The 19,291-nt window shown below is 63.3% G+C and carries 16 protein-coding genes; 11 read left to right on the forward strand and 5 right to left on the reverse strand.

Annotated features, from left to right (window positions below; translation table 11 throughout):
- Positions 1-86 precede the first annotated feature (86 nt).
- The 3 genes from N5D53_RS07620 (at position 87) to N5D53_RS07630 (ending at position 2,335) form a co-directional block, all read left to right on the forward strand.
- Entirely contained in the window at positions 87-1,442 is a 1,356-nt protein-coding gene (locus tag N5D53_RS07620) for an MATE family efflux transporter (protein ID WP_190869731.1), read from the forward strand.
- A gap of 96 nt (positions 1,443-1,538) precedes the next feature.
- A complete protein-coding gene (locus N5D53_RS07625; protein ID WP_223843567.1) occupies positions 1,539-1,820 on the forward strand; it encodes a polymorphic toxin type 44 domain-containing protein in 282 nt (93 codons plus the stop codon).
- A gap of 83 nt (positions 1,821-1,903) precedes the next feature.
- A complete protein-coding gene (locus N5D53_RS07630; protein ID WP_021783966.1) occupies positions 1,904-2,335 on the forward strand; it encodes a hypothetical protein in 432 nt (143 codons plus the stop codon).
- Between the two features lie 35 nt (positions 2,336-2,370).
- On the opposite strand, the gene speA is transcribed toward N5D53_RS07630, so the two are convergent.
- The 4 genes from speA to N5D53_RS07650 form a co-directional block, all read right to left on the reverse strand.
- Positions 2,371-4,284, reverse strand: a complete 1,914-nt coding sequence (speA, locus tag N5D53_RS07635; RefSeq protein WP_010951840.1) for an arginine decarboxylase — start codon at positions 4,282-4,284, stop codon at positions 2,371-2,373.
- A gap of 150 nt (positions 4,285-4,434) precedes the next feature.
- A complete protein-coding gene (locus tag N5D53_RS07640; protein ID WP_003255318.1) occupies positions 4,435-4,806 on the reverse strand; it encodes a translation initiation factor Sui1 in 372 nt (123 codons plus the stop codon).
- Positions 4,807-5,045: 239 nt separating this feature from the next.
- Entirely contained in the window at positions 5,046-5,579 is a 534-nt protein-coding gene (locus N5D53_RS07645; RefSeq protein WP_003255319.1) for an NUDIX hydrolase, read from the reverse strand.
- A 2-nt stretch (positions 5,580-5,581) separates the two neighbouring features.
- The gene (locus tag N5D53_RS07650; RefSeq protein WP_003255321.1) at positions 5,582-6,649 is read right to left on the reverse strand and encodes a DUF2333 family protein; all 1,068 of its coding nucleotides are present in this window, start codon (positions 6,647-6,649) and stop codon (positions 5,582-5,584) included.
- Between the two features lie 247 nt (positions 6,650-6,896).
- Here N5D53_RS07650 and N5D53_RS07655 point away from each other — a divergent pair, with 247 nt between their 5' ends.
- The 6 genes from N5D53_RS07655 (at position 6,897) to accC (ending at position 14,988) form a co-directional block, all read left to right on the forward strand.
- Positions 6,897-8,252, forward strand: a complete 1,356-nt coding sequence (locus tag N5D53_RS07655; protein ID WP_010951837.1) for a diguanylate cyclase — start codon at positions 6,897-6,899, stop codon at positions 8,250-8,252.
- A gap of 244 nt (positions 8,253-8,496) precedes the next feature.
- Complete coding sequence (locus N5D53_RS07660) at positions 8,497-10,458, forward strand: methyl-accepting chemotaxis protein (protein ID WP_190869732.1); 1,962 nt, start codon at positions 8,497-8,499, stop codon at positions 10,456-10,458.
- 188 nt (positions 10,459-10,646) lie between these two features.
- Positions 10,647-12,419 carry a protein-disulfide reductase DsbD gene (locus tag N5D53_RS07665; RefSeq protein WP_104960716.1) on the forward strand — a complete coding sequence of 591 codons (1,773 nt, stop codon included), beginning with the start codon at positions 10,647-10,649 and terminating at the stop codon, positions 12,417-12,419.
- 179 nt (positions 12,420-12,598) lie between these two features.
- The gene (aroQ, locus tag N5D53_RS07670; protein WP_010951834.1) at positions 12,599-13,054 is read left to right on the forward strand and encodes a type II 3-dehydroquinate dehydratase; all 456 of its coding nucleotides are present in this window, start codon (positions 12,599-12,601) and stop codon (positions 13,052-13,054) included.
- 99 nt (positions 13,055-13,153) lie between these two features.
- On the forward strand, positions 13,154-13,615 hold the full coding sequence (accB, locus tag N5D53_RS07675) for an acetyl-CoA carboxylase biotin carboxyl carrier protein (RefSeq protein ID WP_010951833.1): 462 nt from the start codon (positions 13,154-13,156) through the stop codon (positions 13,613-13,615).
- A 17-nt stretch (positions 13,616-13,632) separates the two neighbouring features.
- The gene (accC, locus tag N5D53_RS07680) at positions 13,633-14,988 is read left to right on the forward strand and encodes an acetyl-CoA carboxylase biotin carboxylase subunit (protein WP_003255333.1); all 1,356 of its coding nucleotides are present in this window, start codon (positions 13,633-13,635) and stop codon (positions 14,986-14,988) included.
- A gap of 90 nt (positions 14,989-15,078) precedes the next feature.
- On the opposite strand, the gene N5D53_RS07685 is transcribed toward accC, so the two are convergent.
- Complete coding sequence (locus N5D53_RS07685) at positions 15,079-16,932, reverse strand: sigma-54-dependent Fis family transcriptional regulator (RefSeq protein WP_064492936.1); 1,854 nt, start codon at positions 16,930-16,932, stop codon at positions 15,079-15,081.
- Between the two features lie 283 nt (positions 16,933-17,215).
- On the opposite strand from N5D53_RS07685, the gene N5D53_RS07690 reads away from it, so the two are divergent.
- Positions 17,216-18,271: an NAD(+)/NADH kinase gene (locus N5D53_RS07690; RefSeq protein ID WP_108191695.1), complete on the forward strand. Its 1,056-nt coding sequence runs from the start codon at positions 17,216-17,218 to the stop codon at positions 18,269-18,271.
- 22 nt (positions 18,272-18,293) lie between these two features.
- Positions 18,294-19,271, forward strand: coding sequence for a thiamine pyrophosphate-dependent dehydrogenase E1 component subunit alpha (locus tag N5D53_RS07695; protein WP_010951830.1), 978 nt, complete (start codon positions 18,294-18,296; stop codon positions 19,269-19,271).
- Positions 19,272-19,291 lie beyond the last annotated feature (20 nt).

Below are 19,291 nucleotides of genomic sequence, written 5' to 3' on the forward strand. Positions count from 1 at the left end.
GCGCCGGCCACCAGAGCAACACTTTCCTGTGGGGGCGGAAGCCCGCGAAGGGGCACACAGCGGCCCCAAAATCTCATGGAATGCACATGCCCCAACTCGCTGCCGACTGGCGCCACCGCCCCACCCACCGCAAGGTCTGGGCGTTGGCCGCGCCGATGATCCTGTCCAACATCTCGGTACCGCTGGTGGCGCTGGTCGACAGCACGGTCATCGGTCATCTCCCGCACGCCCACCAACTGGGCGCGGTAGCTGTGGGCGCCACCTTGTTCACCTTCATGGTCGGCCTGATGGGCTTCCTGCGCATGGGTTCCACCGGCTTCGCTGCTCAGGCCGCCGGCCGGGGCGACGGTGCAGCGCTACGCCAGGTCCTGGTGCAAGGGCTGCTGCTGGCGGTCGGCTTCGCCCTGTTGATCGGCCTGCTGGCCCTGCCCTTCAGCCAGCTGGCACTCCATGCGATGCAACCCAGCGCAGCCCTGCAGCAATCCACCGAAGACTTCTTCCACACCCGCCTGCTTGGCCTGCCTGCGGCGCTGGCCAGTTACGCGCTGGTCGGCTGGTTCCTCGGCACGCAGAACGCCAGGGCTCCACTGGCCATCCTGCTGACCACCAACCTGCTGAACATCGCCTTGAACCTGTGGTTCGTGCTGGGCCTGGACTGGGGTGTACTGGGCTCGGCGCGGGCGTCGGTGATTGCCGAATGGACTGCCGCCCTGCTCGGCCTGGCCCTGACCCGCCCGGCCCTGCGGGCCTACCCGGGGCAGATCGTGTGGGCAGCGCTCAAGCGCTGGCAGGCCTGGAGGCCACTGCTGGCGGTGAACCGCGACATCTTCCTGCGTAGCCTGGCGCTGCAACTGGTGTTCCTGCTGATTACCGTGCAAGGCGCACGCCTGGGCGAAGCGACCGTGGCGGCCAACGCCCTGTTGCTCAATGGCCTGCTGCTGACGGCCTATGCGCTGGATGGGCTGGCCCATGCGGTGGAGGCCTTGTGCGGCCATGCCATTGGTGCCCGTGACCGCGACACCTTGCGCCGCTCGCTGGTGGTCGCTTGTGCTTGGTCACTGATCACCAGCCTGGGCTTTGCCGGGCTGTTCCTGCTGGGTGGGCACCTGTTCATCGACTTGCAGACCGACATCGACAGTGTGCGGGCGGCGGCTTATCCGTATTTGCCCTACCTGGCGTTGCTGCCGCTGATCGCGGTGTGGAGTTACTTGCTGGATGGCTTGTTCATCGGCGCGACCCGGGCGCGGGAAATGCGAAATGCAATGCTGGTTTCGGTGTTGATTGCGCTGCCGGTGGCAGTGGCCATGAGCGGGTTGGGCAACCATGGGTTGTGGATGGCGTTTCTTGGGTTCATGGGGTTGCGGGCGGTGACGTTGGGGTGGGTTGGATGGAAACTGAAACTGGAGGGCAAGTGGGTCACAGGGCCCGGAAACACAATATGAAAAATATGCTCGATTGACTGCTTCCAAGCCTCTGGCCGATAAAAGCAGAACCCATGGAGGGGGCTCACACCAACGGCCTATGAGCAAGGAGCCATCATGTACCCTCCAGCCGCGCCATCAGGTGTCTCAGTACTTAGCAACATGCACGCTGCAAGCAAAGAGCGTAACTACTTTAAAAATGGCGGCAGTGCTTTTCTAGTGTCGTGGTTCTATTCGAAGGTTCGTAATCGAGGCGAGTGGGATTACAAGCAACAGGGAAGGCAATATGAGGCTTTAGGTAATTTCAATTATGGCGCAACTGGAACTGCTGCTGGCCTTTCGGAGGAATTCCTGTTGAGGGGGGGCGGGATGGGCACAGAGCCGCGCGGGGACCAGTAATTCAGCACTTGGATCATGGTGGGGCAGTTCCCCTTATGGCGACGACCCCGAGGATCAGGAATGGATCAAGAAAGGGATCGAATATGCCAAGTCATACGGGTATTAGATGGCTGATTGCTTGCCTGCTTCTGCTTATCCTCGGTCAAACCCTATGGATCTTCTCCAGAGATGCAAGGCCTGTGTTGACCAAGATTGTTTCTGAAACTCCAATTGGCAAGCAGAGTGCCATTTATGAGGTGCTCAGCGATGCTGGTGGGGCGACAGTGCCGCTGATCTACTTGTACTTTGTGGCTGAAAAACAACAGCACGATGATCAGGTCTTGAAGGGCCTTGAAAGGCTGACGCCTTTCCTGGTCACTCGACAATCGGGCGCCGTGCTGCACGTGGAGGGCCTGAAAATAACGGCGCGGACTGAGGAGCAGGTCTACAGCTATTCGAGTACCACTCTTCTCGAAGAGGGTGGCGCAGTATTGCCTATTACAATCGAACTCACCGCGACGTCTCACCGAGAGTGATAGTCAAAGGGGCCGCGCAACGGCCCCTTTGCATTTCAGGAGGACAGGTACGAAGACCGGGTCAAGCCCAGGCGCAAGGCATCCAGATACTGGGTCCGCTCACGCGCAGTGATCTTGGCGCTGGCAACCTTGTCGCGGTAATGCGTCATCAACTCTTCCGGCGACAGGTGCACGTAGCGCAGCATGTCTTCGATGGTGTCGTGGGTTTCGATACCGGCGTGGTACACGCTGCCGTCGGCATTCTGGTAGATGTTCACCGAATCGGTGTCACCGAACAGGTTGTGCATGTCACCCAGGATTTCCTGGTAGGCACCCACCAGGAACACGCCCAGCAGGTAATCCTCACCCTCCTTCACCGCATGCACCGGCATGCTGGTTTCGATGCTCTGCTCGTCAACGTACTGGTTGATCTTGCCGTCGGAATCGCAAGTCAGGTCCTGCAATACCGCACGCCGCATCGGCTCTTCGTCCAGGCGGTGCAGCGGGATGATCGGCAGGACCTGGCCGATGGCCCAGGTGTCTGGCAGGCTCTGGAACACCGAGAAGTTGCAGATGTACTTGTCGGCCAGCTTGTCGTTCAGCTCGTCCAGCACCTGGCGGTGCGAGCGCTGGCGGGCTTTCAGCGAGTTGTGCAGGCGGCGGCACACGGCGAAATAGCACTGCTCGGCCAGGGCCTTCTCGCCCAGGCTCAGCTTGCCATCGGCGTACTGCGCGGCCACATCACCCATGTAGTGGGTGGCGCGCCAGTAGGTCTCGGTGACCATCTCGATGTCGGTCGGGCCAAGCAGGTCGACCAGCCACTGCACGGTCTCGGGCAGGGCTTCCTTGTTCTCGATGGTCGGTACGTCGTCGTTGTGTTTCTCGACGTCGGTTACCTGGATCACCAGCATGGCGTGGTGCGCGGTCAGCGAACGGCCACTCTCGGAGAAGATGTGCGGGTGCGGCAAGCCCTGCGCGTCGCAGAACTCCTTGAGCATGCCCACCACCACGCCGGCGTAGTCGTCCATGTCGTAGTTGATCGAGCTGGCATTGCGCGAGTGGGTACCGTCGTAGTCCACACCCAGGCCGCCACCCACGTCGATGTGGTCGACCGGCAGGCCCAGCGCACGCAGTTCGCCGTAATAACGGATGGCTTCCTTGAAACCGTGCTGGTAGTCGGCCAGGTTGGCAATCTGCGAACCCATGTGGAAGTGCAGCAGGCGGATGCCCTGATCCAGGCCCGCATCGCGGAAGCGCTGCACCACCGAAAGCAACTGGGCGGCGGACAAACCGAACTTGGACTTCTCGCCACCGGTGTCGGCCCACTTGCTCGAGGCCAACGACGACAGGCGAACGCGCAGGCCAACCTGTGGTTTCACCTTGAGCTCGGCGGCCTCTTCGATCACCAGGGCCACTTCCGACTCTTTCTCGATGACGATGAACACATTGTGGCCAAGCTTCTGACCCATCAGCGCCAGGCGAATGAACTCACGGTCCTTGTAGCCGTTGCAGACGATGGTACCGCCCTTCGGCGCCAGCGCCAGCACTGCCAGCAACTCGGGTTTGGAGCCGGCTTCCAGGCCGATGGAAACGTTTTGCGTGGCGATGATGTTTTCCACCACCGCTTCCTGCTGGTTGACCTTGATCGGGTACAGCGCGGTGTACTGGCTCTGGTATTCCAGGCGCGCGATGTTGGCGTCGAAGGCACCGGTCAGCTGGCGCACACGGTCCTGCAAAATGTCAGGGAAGCGCACCAGCAAGGGCAGCGACAAGCCGCTCTGGCGCAGTTCGTCGACCTGTTCGAACAGGTCGATCGGAGCGCTTTGAGGGCCGTTGGGGCGTACTTCGACGCGCCCGGCTTCATTGATGGCGAAATAGCCAGCGCCCCAATGGCGGATACCATAAACACTGCGGCTGTCGGCCACGGTCCATTGGCTACCATCGTCTTTGCGTGTGCGTCGTACGGACATTCAAGTCCCCTATAGATAAGTCGAAGACACTGCCCGCAGGCAGCGGGGCGAGTGTAAAAGCTGAAAATGACGATTCATCCGTGCTCAGGCATAGACTCTGACCACGGGAACGAGTTTAGAAAGCGCTGGGCAAAAAATCGCGCGATGGCCTCAGCCGCCGGACTTTTTCGCCTTGAAACCCTGTTTGGTCAGCTCGCCGATCAACAGCTCGACATGGTCGCCCTGGATCTCGATAACCCCGTCCTTCAAGGCGCCGCCGGTACCGCAGCGGCGCTTGAGCGTGGTCGCCAGCTCTTTGAGCTGGTCGGGCGGCAGCGGCACGCCGGTGACAGTGGTCACGGTCTTGCCGCCACGGCCTTTGCTTTCGCGGCGCACGCGGGCAATGCCGTCGCCTTCGGGGATGATTTGCTGCTTGCAGGTGCAGGCGTCCACCGGCTGGCCACAGTCGGGGCAGTGCCGACCGGCGTCGGTGGAGTACACGAGACCGCCAAGGGCGGAAAAGGAAGAAGCTTTCTTGGCCACTTTTGTTCCTCGGTGCTGAGGACAAAAACTGGTCGTGCCTTGGGGTTGAGGCCGACCGCGAAGCCCCACTCTGGCAGGGGCGGCGCTACTGCTGCAAGAATTGCGGCAGCCCGAAAAGGGCGCGCAGTGTAACGATAAATACGCCGGTTGTGTAGGAGCGGGTTTACCCGCGAACAAGGGCAAAGCCCTTGCCCTGCGAAACGGGTGTCTGGGCCGGTATTTCGCTGGCAAACCCGAGCCTACAAAGTGGCCTTGTAGCGCTGCAACGCCGCCAACGAGTCCGGGCAATAAGGCTTGCTCAGGCTTTCCTGCTCAGCCTGTTCCAGACCGATGAAGCGCGCTTCAATAACCTCTTCCGGCTGCAACCGCAACGGCGCATCCGACACCGCCGAATACACCGCGCACCACAAGCGGTTATCCGGCTGGTCGAAATAGAACCGCTCGTGAAAGCGCAGCTCGGCGCCCTCGATGCCCAGCTCTTCGGCCAGCTCGCGCGCGGCCGACTCGGCATACGCTTCCCCAGCCGTGACCATGCCGCCCGCCGCCACATCCCAATACCCGGGGTACAGCGCCTTGCTCAAGGTACGCCGGTGTACACACAATTCACCGGCACTGTTGAACAGCAGAATGAACGTGCAGCGACCAATCAGGCCACGCTCGCGCAGCTCGGCACGGGGCAAGGCGCCCAGTACCTGGTCGGTTTCGTCCACCCAGGTGACCAGCTCGCGGTCGGAAGCCGCCCGATGGGCGGCCTCGGTTGGGCTGATAGCCATCATCAACCCTGCGACAGCAGCTGACGCAGATCGATAACCGCAGCGTTGGCCCGGGAAATATAGTTGGCCATGACCAACGAGTGGTTGGCCCACATGCCGAAGCCACTGCCGTTGAGCACCATCGGGCTCCACAGCGGCTCTTGCGAGGCCTCCAGCTCACGGATGATCTGACGCACGCTGACGGTGGCATTCTTCTTCGCCAGCACGTCGGCGAAGTCCACCTCGATGGCACGCAGCAGGTGCGACAGCGCCCAGGCTTGGCCACGGGCTTCATAGAACACGTTGTCGATCTGCAGCCATGGGGTTTCCACCAGCTCCTCATCCACCTGCGGCGCCTGGCCGGCAACGACCGACTCGGTCTTCAGCGTGGTGTTGAGCTTGACCCGGCCAACGCTGGCCGACAGGCGCTGCGACAGCGAGCCCAGGCGGGTGGCGACGTCACCCAGCCAGTTGTTCAGGTTGTCGGCGCGGGTATAGAAGATAGCGCCCTTGTCGCCGGCAGCCAGACGGGTCTGGTAGCGGGTCAGCGACTTGATGCCCTCTTCGAACTCCGACTCGCTCGATGGCAGGATCCAGCTCTTGTTGTCGAAGTTGAAGCGCGGCTCGGCCTTGGCCAGGTCGGCGTCTTCGGTGGACTGCGACTGCGAACGGGCGAAGTCTTTACGCAGGGCACGGGACAGGTCGCGGACCTGGACCAGCACGCCATATTCCCAGCTTGGCATGTTGTCCATCCACAGCCCTGGCGGGAAGCGGTCGTTGGAAATGTAGCCGCCCGGCTTGTTCAGCAAGGTGCCGGCCACGGTCTTGAGGGTTTCGACGGTGGTATAGCCCACCACCATCTGCTGGCCAGTACGTTCGGCTGCGGCCTGGGCGTTTTGCTGCACCGGGAACAGAGCAGGCTCCTGGCTCCAGTACCAGCCCAGGCCGATACACACCAGCAGGTACAACCCGATCAGGGTCCCCAGGGCACGGCTCCAAAGGCCGCCAAGGTAGCTACGGGCGGCAGCGCCGCGCCCGTCGACACGCTCACGGGGCTCGGCTTTGGCCTCGCGGTTTTTCCAGTCCAGCATGGCTTTGTCCTTATCAGTCACGACGGTTCAGGGGCTTTGACCACAGGCCTGCGCTAGCGTGCCACGGGAAGCCCGAATGGCTGCACTATAAAGCAGACACCACCGTACGCATAAGCGACCATTCAGTCAGCAACTGAATATTCGTTCTGCCCGCTTTGTTGACGCAGGGCACTCACGCACGTGAAAAGAGCTGCTAGCATAGAGCCATCATTGCCCCTGCACATCCCAACCTATAAGTAGCCAGGACATGAGCCAAGCAGTCGAGCCGAGCCCGCAGTGCCCCGTCCAACAGTTGACGCGTAACGGCCTGCGCAAGGACGACCCGCTCGACCAACTGCTGCTGCCCGTGCGCAAACCGGTGTACATCCTGCTGCAGGACCACGAGCGCGCCCAGCGCCTGGCCCAGCAACTGGAATTCTTTGGTCTGGTGGTGCAGGCGTTGCCCAGCGCCGCAGCGTTTCTCGCCTCGATCAGCGAGTACCCGCCGTCGGCCATCATCATGGATGTCGACTTCACCGGCGCCGGCCTGGGCTTGCTGCTGGCCGCTCAGGTGCAGCAGGGCCTGGCACGCTCCATTCCGTTGCTGTTCTTCAGCCATCACGAAGCCGACACCCCTACCCGCCTTGCCGCAGTGCGCGCCGGCGGTCAGGACTTTCTCACCGGCAGCCTGGAAGCTTCCAGCTTGCTGGAAAAGGTCGAACTGCTGACCAACACCGCCCCGCACGACCCGTTGCGCGTGCTGATCATCGACGATTCGCGCACACAGGCCATGTACACCGAGCGTGTACTGGCCGGCGCCGGCATGCTCACCCGCAGCCTGACCGACCCGATCCGCACCATGGCCGAGCTTGCCGACTTCCAGCCCGACCTGATCATCCTCGACCTGTACATGCCGGCCTGCACCGGCCCGGAGCTGGCCAAGGTAATCCGCCACAGTGACCGTTATGTGAGTGTGCCGATCATCTACCTGTCTGCCGAGGACGACCTGGACAAACAACTGGATGCCATGAGCGAAGGCGGTGATGACTTTTTGACCAAGCCGTTTCGTTCACGCCACCTGATCACTACCGTGCGCAACCGCGCCGCCCGCGCCCGCCATTTGAAGGCGCGCATGGTCCGCGACAGCCTGACCGGGCTGTACAACCACACCCATATCCTGCAGCTGCTGGAAGACTGCAGCTTCCGCGCCCGCCGTGAGCAGCAGCCGTTGAGCTTTGCCATGCTCGACATCGACCACTTCAAGAAGATCAACGACCGCCACGGCCACCCCATGGGCGACCGAGTGATCAAGAGCCTTGCCCTATTCCTCAAGCAGCGTTTGCGCAAGACCGACTTCATTGGCCGCTACGGTGGCGAGGAGTTCGCCATCGTCATGCCCAATACCGCGCTGGATGCCGCACACAAGGTACTGGACGAAATTCGCCGGCGCTTTGCCGAAATTCTCTACCCGGCGCAGCCGCGGGATTTGCAGTGCACCTTCAGTGCCGGGGTGGTGCAACTGGATGAGGGGCTGGATGCACTGACCATGGCCAGTGCAGCGGACGAGGCGCTGTACCGGGCCAAGCATGCGGGGCGCAATTGCGTCGTTCGTGTAGAGCCCTGAAATTCGCACTCTCTGTGCCGGCTTCTTCACAGACTCGCCCGCTTCCCCAGGCATTTCACACACCTCAAATCTGGAGGTAAACCTGTGGGAGCGGGCAAGCCCGCGAAGAGGCCAGTGCCGGCCACACCAACGGAGGCACTGTGCCACTTTTTTTATGACACCAAGCCCCTGGCGTCATCACCCCGTCACAAAATCGCAATAACTTCAGGCGCCTACCTCTCCCCTGCGCAGGAAGTTCGCGGCTATGCGCCTGAAGTGGCTGACCAATTTCAACACGCTGTTGCTGGTGACCGTGTGTATCGCCTTGGGCGCCACCCTGTGGTGGTCACAGCGCGCCCTCGAGCGCCCCTACCAGCTGATGGAGCGCTATCTGGGCCTGTCCCAGCAGTTCCAGAACCAGGCGGCGCGCAATATCCAGGCTTACCTGGGCAGCGGCGACGCCCTGCGCCAGGCCGCCGCCATGGAGGCGAACCAACAGTTGCAGGCCGCACTGACGGACTGGCCGGTAGAGCTGGCCGAGAAGTTGCGCCCCAGCCTGGATAGCCTGCAGGCCTTCACCGCCAACGAACTGCTGGCCGCCGGCAAGCTGGCCGGCGACCCACAAGCCCTGCTGCTGCAAGCCGAGCGGGAGCTGGGGGCGAACTTCAAGCAGATGGCCAGCTACGCCCGCGACAGTGGCAACGCCGAGGCCAATCGCTACTTGCTGCCCTTGCTCGACGCCACCCTGCATCTGGGGCGGCTGTCATTGGCTCGCGACAAGCTGGTCAGCAGCGGCCGCCCAGAGCTGGCCGACGAGGTCGAGCGCGAGCTGCAACTGATCCGCGCCCAGGCCCAGACGGTCGACGGCCTGCCACTGCTCGGCGTAACCCGCACGGCCGAATCCGGAGCCGACGACTTCGCGGCGATGATGGGCCTGGAATCCCAGAGCAGCGCCCAGCAGGAAGACATTGCCGTGGGCCTCAAGCGTGAATTGCAAAGCCTGCTCAACCGCTACCCGGCCGAACTGCAACGCACCCGTGAACAGATTGAGCGCCGCGCCGAACTGGCTGCCACCACCGGCCAGCGCCTGGAAGCCGTACAACAGGCCATCGCCGCGCTGGAACCCGAAGTACGCGGCCAGCATGCGAAAATCGCTGCCGAGGTGCGCATCATCCAAGGCCTGATGATCGGCCTGATCCTGCTGATCGCCCTATTGATCGATACGCTGCAACGGCGCCTGGCCCGTACCCTGACCGGACTCGCCCCGGCCCTGTCCCGCTGGGCCGAGGGCGACTTCGCCCAAGCCATCGCCCTGGGCAAGACCAACCGCGAACTGCACGACATCCAGGAGTCGCTCAACCGCCTGCGTCAGTACCTGGTGGAGCTGGTCGGCACCATCCGTCATAACGCCGAGCAGGTGGCCGGCAGCAGCCATGCCCTGGCCGGCATGAGCGCTGCGCTGCACGGCGGCGCCGAGCGACAGGCCGGCGATACAGGGCAGATCCGCGATGCCTTGGGCGAGCTGGAAGCGACCATTCAACAAGTGGCTGGTGATGCCAGCGCAGCCGCCGAGGCCAGCCGAGATGCCGGGCGTGCGGTTGAACAAGGCCAGGCGGTAATCGGCCAGAGCCTGTCGGGCTTGCGTGAACTGGTCGATGAAGTGCAAGGCAACGCCCGCATGATCGAACAATTGGCGGAAGAGTCGGCCACCATTGGCGGGGTACTGACGGTGATCCGCTCGATTGCCGAGCAGACCAACCTGCTGGCACTGAATGCCGCGATCGAAGCGGCCCGTGCCGGCGAGATGGGCCGTGGCTTTGCCGTGGTCGCCGATGAGGTGCGCTCACTGGCTCAGCGCACCACGGGGGCTACCGGCGAGATCCAGGCGTTGATCGACCGCCTGCAGCAGGCCGCCAGAAGTTCGGTGGCAGGGATGCGCGCGCAACTGGAGCATGCCGAGGCCACGGCCAACCAAGCCCAGGCGGCGGATGGGGCGCTGGATGAGATTGTCTGTGCCATTCGCACCATTTCCGATACAGCGGTGCGGATTGCCGATGTCACGGCACAGCAGAGTGGCGCGGTGAGCGAGATTCGTGACCACAGCGAGCGGATTCACGAACTGGGTGAAGACAACCTGCAGCGCATTGGCGAGGGGCGTGAACAGGGTGAACAGCTGCTGAGCCTGGGCGGTGAGCTGAACCGGGCGGTGCGAGCGTTCAGGGTCTGAGTCGGCGGGTGGTCGTCAGGACAGGTGTAGCAGTTGAAGAGGGTTTGACGTGACATGTGTTGCGTCTGGGAGATCGAGCGCCGCCCGCGCGGCGCTTCGCGGGTAAACCCGCTCCTACGTTTGTTTCGGGCCAATTATTCCTGCGCATCCGTTATCATGCCGGGCACGTTCCACCTCGCGAGTCCGCCATGCGCCGCCTGTTTTTCATGCTGTTCCTGCTGCTGGCCAGCCCGGCCTTCGCCACAGGCCTGCTCGACAACCGCCCCAGCGCCACCCTTGGCGCCGCTTCGCTGGCCAACAACGCCGACTTCCTGCCGGTACACGAGGCCTTCAAGCTCAACCTGGTCCAGGCCGATGCGCAAACCATCAAGCTGCGCTTCGTTGCCACCGATGGCTACTACCTTTACCGCCACCGCTTCCAGTTCCGCACGGAACCGGCCGATATCACCCTGGGCACACCGAACATCCCCAAGGGTGAGGCCAAGCACGATGAATTCTTCGGCGACGTCGAGGTGTACCACGGCGTGCTCGATATCGAGTTGCCACGTAAAGACCCGCGCGCCTTCACCCTGCTGGTGGGCTACCAGGGTTGCGCCGACAAGGGCTTGTGCTACCCGCCGGAAACCGCACGCCTGAGTATCGATGGCGAAGGCGTTGCAAACACGCCAGCCACCCGCGAACACGGCTGGAACTGGAAGTCGCTGCTGCTGTTCTTCCTCGCTGGGGTCGGCCTGACCTTCACCCCCTGCGTGCTGCCGATGTTGCCGATCCTTTCCGGTGTCGTGCTGCGCGGCCAGGTTGGCGGCGTGCGCGGCCTGGCGCTGTCGCTGGCCTACGTGCTGCCAATGGCCGCCAGCTTCGCGGTGCTCGGCGCACTGATGGGCCTGTTCGGCGCAAGCCTGAACCTGCAGGCGCGCCTGCAGTCGGCCTGGGTGCTGGTACCTTTCGCGCTGTTTTTCGTGGTATTCGCCCTGGCCATGTTCGGCCTCTTCGAACTGAGGCTGCCCCAGGCCCTGAGCAACCGCCTGAACAACGTCGCCAACCACACCCGCGGCGGCTCGCTGCTGGGCGCAGCTGTGCTCGGTGTGCTCTCCAGCTTGCTGGTTTCTCCGTGTGTATCGGCGCCCCTGGCCGGTGCCTTGCTCTATATCAGCGCCAGCGGCGATGCCCTGGGTGGCGCACTAAAGCTGTTCGCCCTGGGTTTGGGCATGGGTGCACCGCTGCTGCTGGTGGCCACCGGTGGCGCGGCCTGGCTGCCCAAAAGCGGCCCGTGGATGAATACGGTAAAAAACGCCATTGGCGTACTGCTGCTGGGGCTGGCCATCGGCTTGCTCAGCCGTGTACTGCCGGGCCCTGCGACCTTGCTGCTGGTCGGTTTCCTCGCTGCGGGTGTGGCACTGTTCCTCGGTGCGCTGGAATTCGTCGTCAAGACGACGGCCCAGCGCCTGGCGCAACTGCTCGGTCTGGCCTTGCTGGTGTACGCGCTGGCTTGCTGGTACGGCGCCCTCACTGGCCAGGGCGACCCACTGCGCCCACTGCCGGGTGCGTCACTGGCCGCCAGCGGCGGCCTGCCGGCAGCAAAAGCCGATGCCTGGCAGACCATCACCACACCTGATGCCATGGACGCAGCCCTGGCGCAAGCCAAGGCCGCCGGCCAGCCAGTGCTGCTGGACTGGTACGCCGACTGGTGCATCAGCTGCAAGGTGATCGAGCATGAGGTGCTCAATGCACCGCAGGTGCAAACACAGCTGGCCGGCTTCAAACTGCTGCGGTTCGACATCACCGAAAGTAATGCCGAGCAACGCAAGCTGCTCGACCGCTATCAGCTGTTCGGCCCACCCGCCCTGCTGTTTTTTGCTGCGAACGGCAGCGAAATTACCGCTGATCGGGTGATTGGCGAGATAAATGCCGGTGAATTCGCGCAGATTCTGACGCGCGTGCGCGGCAAAGTCGGTCTATAACTTCCCGCGAGCTCGGAAAAATCCTGAAATGAGTGACCGGATTTAATTATCCGGTCACATACTTCGCGCGAACCTCGGACATCGTGCTGGCTATTGCCGGGAACTGGACACTTGCCGTTGCTTTACGGCACACTCGCCGCGCTGTGTCGAATTGCCCTACAAATCCAAGGAATCCGCAGATGGCAACGCTACTGGTGCTCCACGGCCCAAACCTCAACCTGCTCGGTACTCGCGAGCCAGGCCACTACGGCGCCGTGACCCTGGCTCAGATCAACCAGGACCTGGAGCAACGTGCCCGCGCCGCAGGCCACCATCTGCTGTACCTGCAGAGCAATGCCGAATACGAACTGATCGACCGCATTCACGCCGCACGCAACGAGGGTGTGGACTTCATCCTGATCAATCCGGCTGCTTTCACCCACACAAGCGTCGCATTACGTGACGCATTGCTTGCGGTGAGCATCCCATTCATCGAAGTGCACCTGTCCAACGTGCACAAACGCGAACCGTTCCGTCACCACTCCTACTTTTCCGATGTTGCCGTAGGGGTGATCTGCGGTCTGGGCGCCAGCGGTTATCGCCTGGCCCTGGAGTCCGCGCTGGAACAACTGGCTGCCAACGCACAGCCCAAATGATGAAAACCCTGGCCTAAGTGGGCCGGGGTTCGAGAGAAACGTTTCAGATACGTTTTTTGTATTTCGCCCCCTGACCGAACCTTTGGGAGTTGATGATTAATGGATATCCGTAAAGTCAAGAAACTGATCGAGCTGCTGGAAGAGTCTGGCATCGACGAACTGGAGATCAAGGAAGGCGAAGAGTCGGTCCGTATCAGCCGTCACAGCAAGACCCCAGCTGCCCAGCAGTTCTACGCACCGGCGCCTATGGCCGCCGCCCCTGCCGCTGCGCCGGTTGCCGCTGCTGCGCCAGCCGCCGAAGCCACTGCTGCCGCCCCGGCCCTGAAAGGCACCGTGGTCCGTTCGCCAATGGTAGGTACCTTCTACCGCAAGCCTTCGCCGACCTCGCCTAACTTCGCTGAAGTTGGCCAGTCCGTGAAGAAAGGCGACACCCTGTGCATCGTCGAAGCCATGAAGATGATGAACCACATCGAAGCCGATATTGGCGGTGTCATCGACGCCATCCTGGTAGAAGACGGCCAGCCGGTTGAGTTCGACCAGCCGCTGTTCACCATCGTTTGAATCGCGGAGAGCCAACGATGTCTGGGAAGCTCGAAAAAGTCCTGATCGCCAACCGCGGGGAAATTGCCCTGCGGATCCTGCGTGCCTGCAAAGAGCTGGGTATCAAGACCGTCGCCGTGCACTCCACTGCCGACCGTGAACTGATGCACCTGGGCCTGGCAGACGAGTCGGTCTGCATCGGCCCTGCATCGTCCAAGGATTCCTACCTGCATATCCCGGCGATCATCGCTGCCGCCGAAGTGACTGGCGCCACTGCGATTCACCCGGGTTACGGCTTCCTGGCGGAAAACGCCGACTTCGCCGAACAGGTGGAAAAATCCGGTTTCGCCTTCATCGGCCCGAAAGCCGACACCATTCGCCTGATGGGCGACAAGGTTTCGGCCAAGGACGCGATGATCAAGTCGGGCGTACCGACCGTACCGGGCTCCGATGGCCCACTGCCAGAAGACGAAGAAGTTGCCCTGGCGATTGCCCGTGACGTCGGCTACCCGGTGATCATCAAGGCCGCCGGTGGCGGTGGTGGTCGCGGCATGCGCGTGGTGCACAAGGAAGAGGACCTGATTTCCTCGGCCAAGCTCACCCGTACCGAAGCCGGTGCTGCCTTCGGCAACCCGATGGTTTACTTGGAGAAGTTCCTGACCAACCCACGTCACGTGGAAGTGCAGGTACTGTCCGACGGCCAGGGCAACGCCATTCACCTGGGCGACCGCGACTGCTCGCTGCAGCGCCGTCACCAGAAAGTACTGGAAGAAGCACCAGCACCGGGCATCGATGAGAAAGCCCGTCAGGAAGTGTTCAAGCGCTGCGTCGATGCGTGCATCGAGATCGGCTACCGTGGTGCCGGTACTTTCGAGTTCCTGTACGAAAACGGCCGCTTCTACTTCATCGAGATGAACACCCGCGTGCAGGTTGAGCACCCGGTATCGGAGATGGTCACTGGCATCGACATCGTCAAGGAGATGCTGAGCATCGCCGCTGGCAACAAGCTGTCGTTCCGCCAGGAAGACGTGGTGATCCGTGGCCACTCGCTGGAGTGCCGGATCAACGCCGAAGACCCGAAGAAGTTCATCCCGAGCCCAGGCAAGGTGAAGCACTTCCACGCCCCGGGCGGCAACGGCGTACGCGTCGATTCGCACCTGTACAGCGGTTATTCGGTTCCGCCGAACTACGACTCGCTGATCGGCAAGCTGATCACCTACGGCAAGGACCGCGACGAAGCCATGGCGCGCATGCGCAATGCCCTGGACGAGATCGTCGTCGACGGCATCAAGACCAACATTCCGCTGCACCGCGACCTGGTGCGTGATGAAGGCTTCTGCAAAGGCGGCGTCAACATTCACTACCTCGAGCACAAACTGGCCAACCAGGAGTGATCGTGTAGTGTGATGTACCAGAACCCCGGCCCTGTGCCGGGGTTTTTTATTGCCTGCCAGAATCTGGGGCCGCGTTGCGGCCCCAGGGCTCTACCCCTTCATCCGCGGCATGTCGATGCGGTGCTCATGCACTCGCCGATAAAGCGTCGCCCGCGAAATGCCCAAAGCCCGTGCCGCATCAGCCGGCTTCCAGCGATGGCGGATCAGCGCGTCCAGCAACAGCTGCCGGGCCGGGCACGACACCCCGCTTTCAGCCGAGCCAACCGCTTCACCGCGCACCTCCTGCGGCAGATCCTGCAGCCGCACCTGCCCGCCCTCACTCACCGCACAGGCATACCGCAACACCTGCCGCAGCTGGCGCAAATTGCCCGGCCAGCGATAAACCAGCAGCGCCTGCAGCGCGTCATCCGCCAACACCACCTCCACCCCGCAGGCCGCCGCCTCTTCGGCCAGCAACTGGTGAATCAGCCCCAGCCGGTCATCACGCTCACGCAAGGGGGGAAGCTCGAAACGGGCATTGGCCAGGCGGAAGTACAAGTCTTCACGAAATCGCCCGTCCTCCACCATCGCCGCCAGATCGCGATGGGTCGCACAGATCACCTGAATATCCACCCGCTCCCGCCGCGCGGCCCCCAGCGGCGCCACCTCCCCCTCCGCCAGCACCCGTAGCAGGCGGGTCTGCAGGTTCAGCGGCATGTCCCCGATCTCGTCGAGGAACAGCGTGCCGCCATCGGCCTGCTGCAACAGCCCTTGCATGCCTTTACTGGAAGCCCCGGTGAAGGCCCCGGCCACATAGCCGAACAACTCGCTCTCGATCAGGGTTTCCGGAATGGCCGCGCAGTTCAGGGTAACGAACGGGCCATCACAGCGCTGGCTTTGCTGGTGCAGCTGGCGGGCGAATACCTCCTTGCCGGCCCCGGTCTCACCCAGTACCAGCACCGCCAGGTTGCAGTCCTTGACCCGCGTGGCCAGCCGCAGGTGTTGCTCGATACGGGTGTCCTGGGCCTGGCGCACAGGCTGCGCACGCTGGCGTTGCTGCGGTGCACTGACCCGGCCATACAAACCACCCAGACCGGGCAGGCGCTGGGCGGACGACGCGCTCACCCGGCGCAGTTGGTCGATGTCGAACAGTTCGCCTATATGCTCGGGCAAGCGCCCCAGGCGTTCCACCAAGCGTTGCCGCGCCAGGCTGTTGATCGCCTGCAAGCGGCCATCGGCATCCCAGGCCAGCAGGTAGTCGGGCTGGCTCTCCACATAGCCCGGCGTACCATGGGCGCGCATCACCCAGTGGCCTTGGGCGCTGTGCATGAAGAAGGCGTTTTCGATCTCGCGGGCCGTTTGCTCGACCAACTGGCGGATCAGGTGCTGGCTGCGCCGATCGTCCGGCGACTGCAAGGCCGACACATCGACCACGCCCAACAACTCGCCCAACGGGTCGAACACCGGCGCCGCTGTGCAGGTCAGGCCGATGAAGGCGGCGCGAAAGTGATCGCGCTTGTGCACCGTGACCGGGGCCTTGCTGGTCAGCACCGCCGCCACACCGCATGTGCCCTCCTCGCCTTCCGACCAGCAGGTTCCCAGATACAGCCCGGCCTTGCGACAGTCGTTGCGGATGGCCGACTCGACCCGGTAATCGATGGTGCGCCCCTGGGCATCGGTAAGCAGCACACAGTAGTCAGCGCCGCGCACCCGCTCATGCAAGCGCGCCACGGCATCGCTGGCGATGCGCAGGAACAGCTCGGCGCGTTCGCGGCATTCGTTGAGCAGGCTTTGGGAAAGGATACGCGGCCCCTGCTGGGAACCGGGGTCGAGGCGGTACACATCCATGGAGCGGCGCCATGAATCGAGGATCAGCGGTGGTACCGGCGCCTGCGGCAGGCGGTCGGCATTCTTCAACACCCTGCTGACGCAGTCCACATGGGCTCGGGAGTTCGCGGCAAGCATTCAGGCCCTCCGGTTCTCGTTACTGTTTTTATCGTTGTCCGGCCATTAAGCGCCTCTGGGCATGCCCCGACAAGCACTGTGTGATTACCGGCTGGCTTGAGACGCAGCGTCTCAGTGTCTCGGCAACGCAGGCCCGGCGCTGGCACCCGGCGTCTCGCCACCCTACCCGTGTAGACCTCCCCGAACACGACCAGAGCCCTCTAGCCCGGGCACTTCAGCTATTGCGAAGAAAGCTGGCACCCCGCTTGCTCCTGCCCTTGCAAACAAAAATACGAGGTGCGCCATGCCGCTACCCGCCCCGATTGTCGGGATCATTGCCAACCCTGCCTCTGGCCGCGACCTGCGCCGCCTGACCGCCAATGCCGGGCTCTATTCGAGCACCGACAAGGCCTCGGCTATCCAGCGCCTGCTGGCCGCTTTCGGCGCCACCGGCATTGGCCAGGTGTTGTTGCCCAGCGACATGACCGGCATCGCTGCTGCAGTGCTCAAGGCCAGCCAGGGCCCGGGGGCCCGTGACCAGCACTGGCCGGCCATCGAGATCCTCGACCTGCCACTGAGCCAGACCGTGGCCGATACCCGCCTGGCTACCCGGCGCATGGTCGAGCGCGGCGTGGCGATGATCGCCGTGCTGGGCGGTGATGGCACCCACAAGGCGGTCGCCGCCGAGGCCGGTGACGTGCCGCTGCTGACCCTGTCCACCGGCACCAATAACGCCTTCCCCGAACTTCGTGAAGCCACCAGCGCAGGCCTGGCCGGTGGCCTGCTTGCCAGTGGCCGGGTACCGGCCAGCATCGGCTTGCGCCGCAACAAACGCTTACTGGTGAACGTGCCGGAACAACAGCTGGCCGAGTGGGCCTTGGTCGAGGTGGCCGTATCGCCGCAGCGTTTCATCGGTGCCCGTGCACTCAGCCGCAGCGAGGACCTCTGCGAAGTCTTCGCCTGCTTCGCCGAGCCCCACGCCATCGGCCTGTCGGCCCTGTGCGGTCTGTGGTGCCCGGTGTCACGGCAAGATCCGCACGGCGCCTGGGTACGCCTGGCCCCCGACGCCGAACAGGCGCTGTTGGCGCCGTTGGCGCCCGGCCTGCTGCAAGCCTGCGGCATCACTGCCTGCGGTCCGCTGACACCCGGCGTCGCCCAGCGCCTGAGCCTGGCCAGCGGCACCTTGGCGCTGGATGGCGAACGCGAAATCGAATTTGCCGAGCATGACACCCCCACCATCACCCTCGACCACCAAGGCCCACTCAGCGTGGACGTCGAGGCCGTGCTGGCGCATGCCGCCCGCCACCACCTGCTGGCCGTCCCGCGCGGCCACCGGCTGCACCCTGCAAACCCGTGTTGAGACAACCCCGGAGAACAACAAGATGTCCAATCAACTCAGTACTGAACAACTGCTGCATGCCTATGAAGTCATGCGGACCATCCGCGCCTTCGAAGAACGCCTGCATGTAGAGTTCGCCACCGGCGAAATTCCCGGCTTCGTCCACCTGTATGCCGGCGAAGAAGCCTCTGCCGCCGGGGTCATGGCCCACTTGCGCGACAGCGACTGCATCGCCTCGACCCACCGCGGCCATGGCCACTGCATCGCCAAAGGCGTGGACGTGTACGGCATGATGGCCGAGATCTACGGCAAGAAGACCGGCGTGTGCGGTGGCAAAGGCGGCTCGATGCACATTGCCGACCTGGAAAAGGGCATGCTCGGTGCCAACGGTATCGTCGGCGCCGGCGCACCACTGGTGGCCGGGGCGGCGCTGGCGGCCAAGCTCAAGGGCCGTGATGACGTGTCGGTAGCCTTCTTCGGCGATGGGGCATCCAACGAGGGCGCCGTGTTCGAGGCCATGAACATGGCGTCGATCATGAACCTGCCCTGCATCTTCGTGGCCGAGAACAACGGCTACGCCGAGGCCACTGCCTCCAACTGGTCCGTAGCCTGCGACCACATTGCCGACCGCGCTGCCGGCTTCGGCATGCCAGGCGTCACCATCGACGGCTTTGACTTCTTTGCCGTATACGAGGCCGCCGGCGCTGCTATCGAGCGCGCCCGCTCCGGGCAAGGGCCGTCGCTGATCGAGGTCAAGCTCAGCCGTTACTACGGCCATTTCGAAGGCGATGCGCAAACCTACCGCGCCCCTGATGAAGTGAAGAACCTGCGCGAATCCCGCGACTGCCTCATGCAATTTCGCAACAAGACCACCCGCGCCGGCCTGCTCACGGCCGAGCAACTGGACGCCATCGACGCCCGCGTCGAGGACCTGATCGAAGACGCCGTTCGCCGCGCCAAATCCGATCCCAAGCCACAGCCCGCCGACCTGCTCACCGACGTCTACGTCGCCTACCCCTGAGCCGCGGATTACAAGAACAA

The organism is Pseudomonas sp. GD03862 (genome assembly GCF_029840855.1).
Classification (GTDB): domain Bacteria; phylum Pseudomonadota; class Gammaproteobacteria; order Pseudomonadales; family Pseudomonadaceae; genus Aquipseudomonas; species Aquipseudomonas alloputida.

Excerpts from the sequence above, each read along its gene's own strand:
- N5D53_RS07620 (WP_190869731.1), top strand. The coding sequence starts at position 87 with ATGCCCCAACTCGCTGCCGACTGGCGCCACCGCCCCACCCACCGCAAG.
- N5D53_RS07625 (WP_223843567.1), top strand. The coding sequence starts at position 1,539 with ATGTACCCTCCAGCCGCGCCATCAGGTGTCTCAGTACTTAGCAACATG.
- N5D53_RS07630 (WP_021783966.1), top strand. The coding sequence starts at position 1,904 with ATGCCAAGTCATACGGGTATTAGATGGCTGATTGCTTGCCTGCTTCTG.
- speA (WP_010951840.1), bottom strand. The coding sequence starts at position 4,284 with ATGTCCGTACGACGCACACGCAAAGACGATGGTAGCCAATGGACCGTG.
- N5D53_RS07645 (WP_003255319.1), bottom strand. The coding sequence starts at position 5,579 with ATGGCTATCAGCCCAACCGAGGCCGCCCATCGGGCGGCTTCCGACCGC.
- N5D53_RS07650 (WP_003255321.1), bottom strand. The coding sequence starts at position 6,649 with ATGCTGGACTGGAAAAACCGCGAGGCCAAAGCCGAGCCCCGTGAGCGT.
- N5D53_RS07655 (WP_010951837.1), top strand. The coding sequence starts at position 6,897 with ATGAGCCAAGCAGTCGAGCCGAGCCCGCAGTGCCCCGTCCAACAGTTG.
- N5D53_RS07660 (WP_190869732.1), top strand. The coding sequence starts at position 8,497 with ATGCGCCTGAAGTGGCTGACCAATTTCAACACGCTGTTGCTGGTGACC.
- N5D53_RS07665 (WP_104960716.1), top strand. The coding sequence starts at position 10,647 with ATGCGCCGCCTGTTTTTCATGCTGTTCCTGCTGCTGGCCAGCCCGGCC.
- aroQ (WP_010951834.1), top strand. The coding sequence starts at position 12,599 with ATGGCAACGCTACTGGTGCTCCACGGCCCAAACCTCAACCTGCTCGGT.
- accB (WP_010951833.1), top strand. The coding sequence starts at position 13,154 with ATGGATATCCGTAAAGTCAAGAAACTGATCGAGCTGCTGGAAGAGTCT.
- accC (WP_003255333.1), top strand. The coding sequence starts at position 13,633 with ATGTCTGGGAAGCTCGAAAAAGTCCTGATCGCCAACCGCGGGGAAATT.
- N5D53_RS07685 (WP_064492936.1), bottom strand. The coding sequence starts at position 16,932 with ATGCTTGCCGCGAACTCCCGAGCCCATGTGGACTGCGTCAGCAGGGTG.
- N5D53_RS07690 (WP_108191695.1), top strand. The coding sequence starts at position 17,216 with ATGCCGCTACCCGCCCCGATTGTCGGGATCATTGCCAACCCTGCCTCT.
- N5D53_RS07695 (WP_010951830.1), top strand. The coding sequence starts at position 18,294 with ATGTCCAATCAACTCAGTACTGAACAACTGCTGCATGCCTATGAAGTC.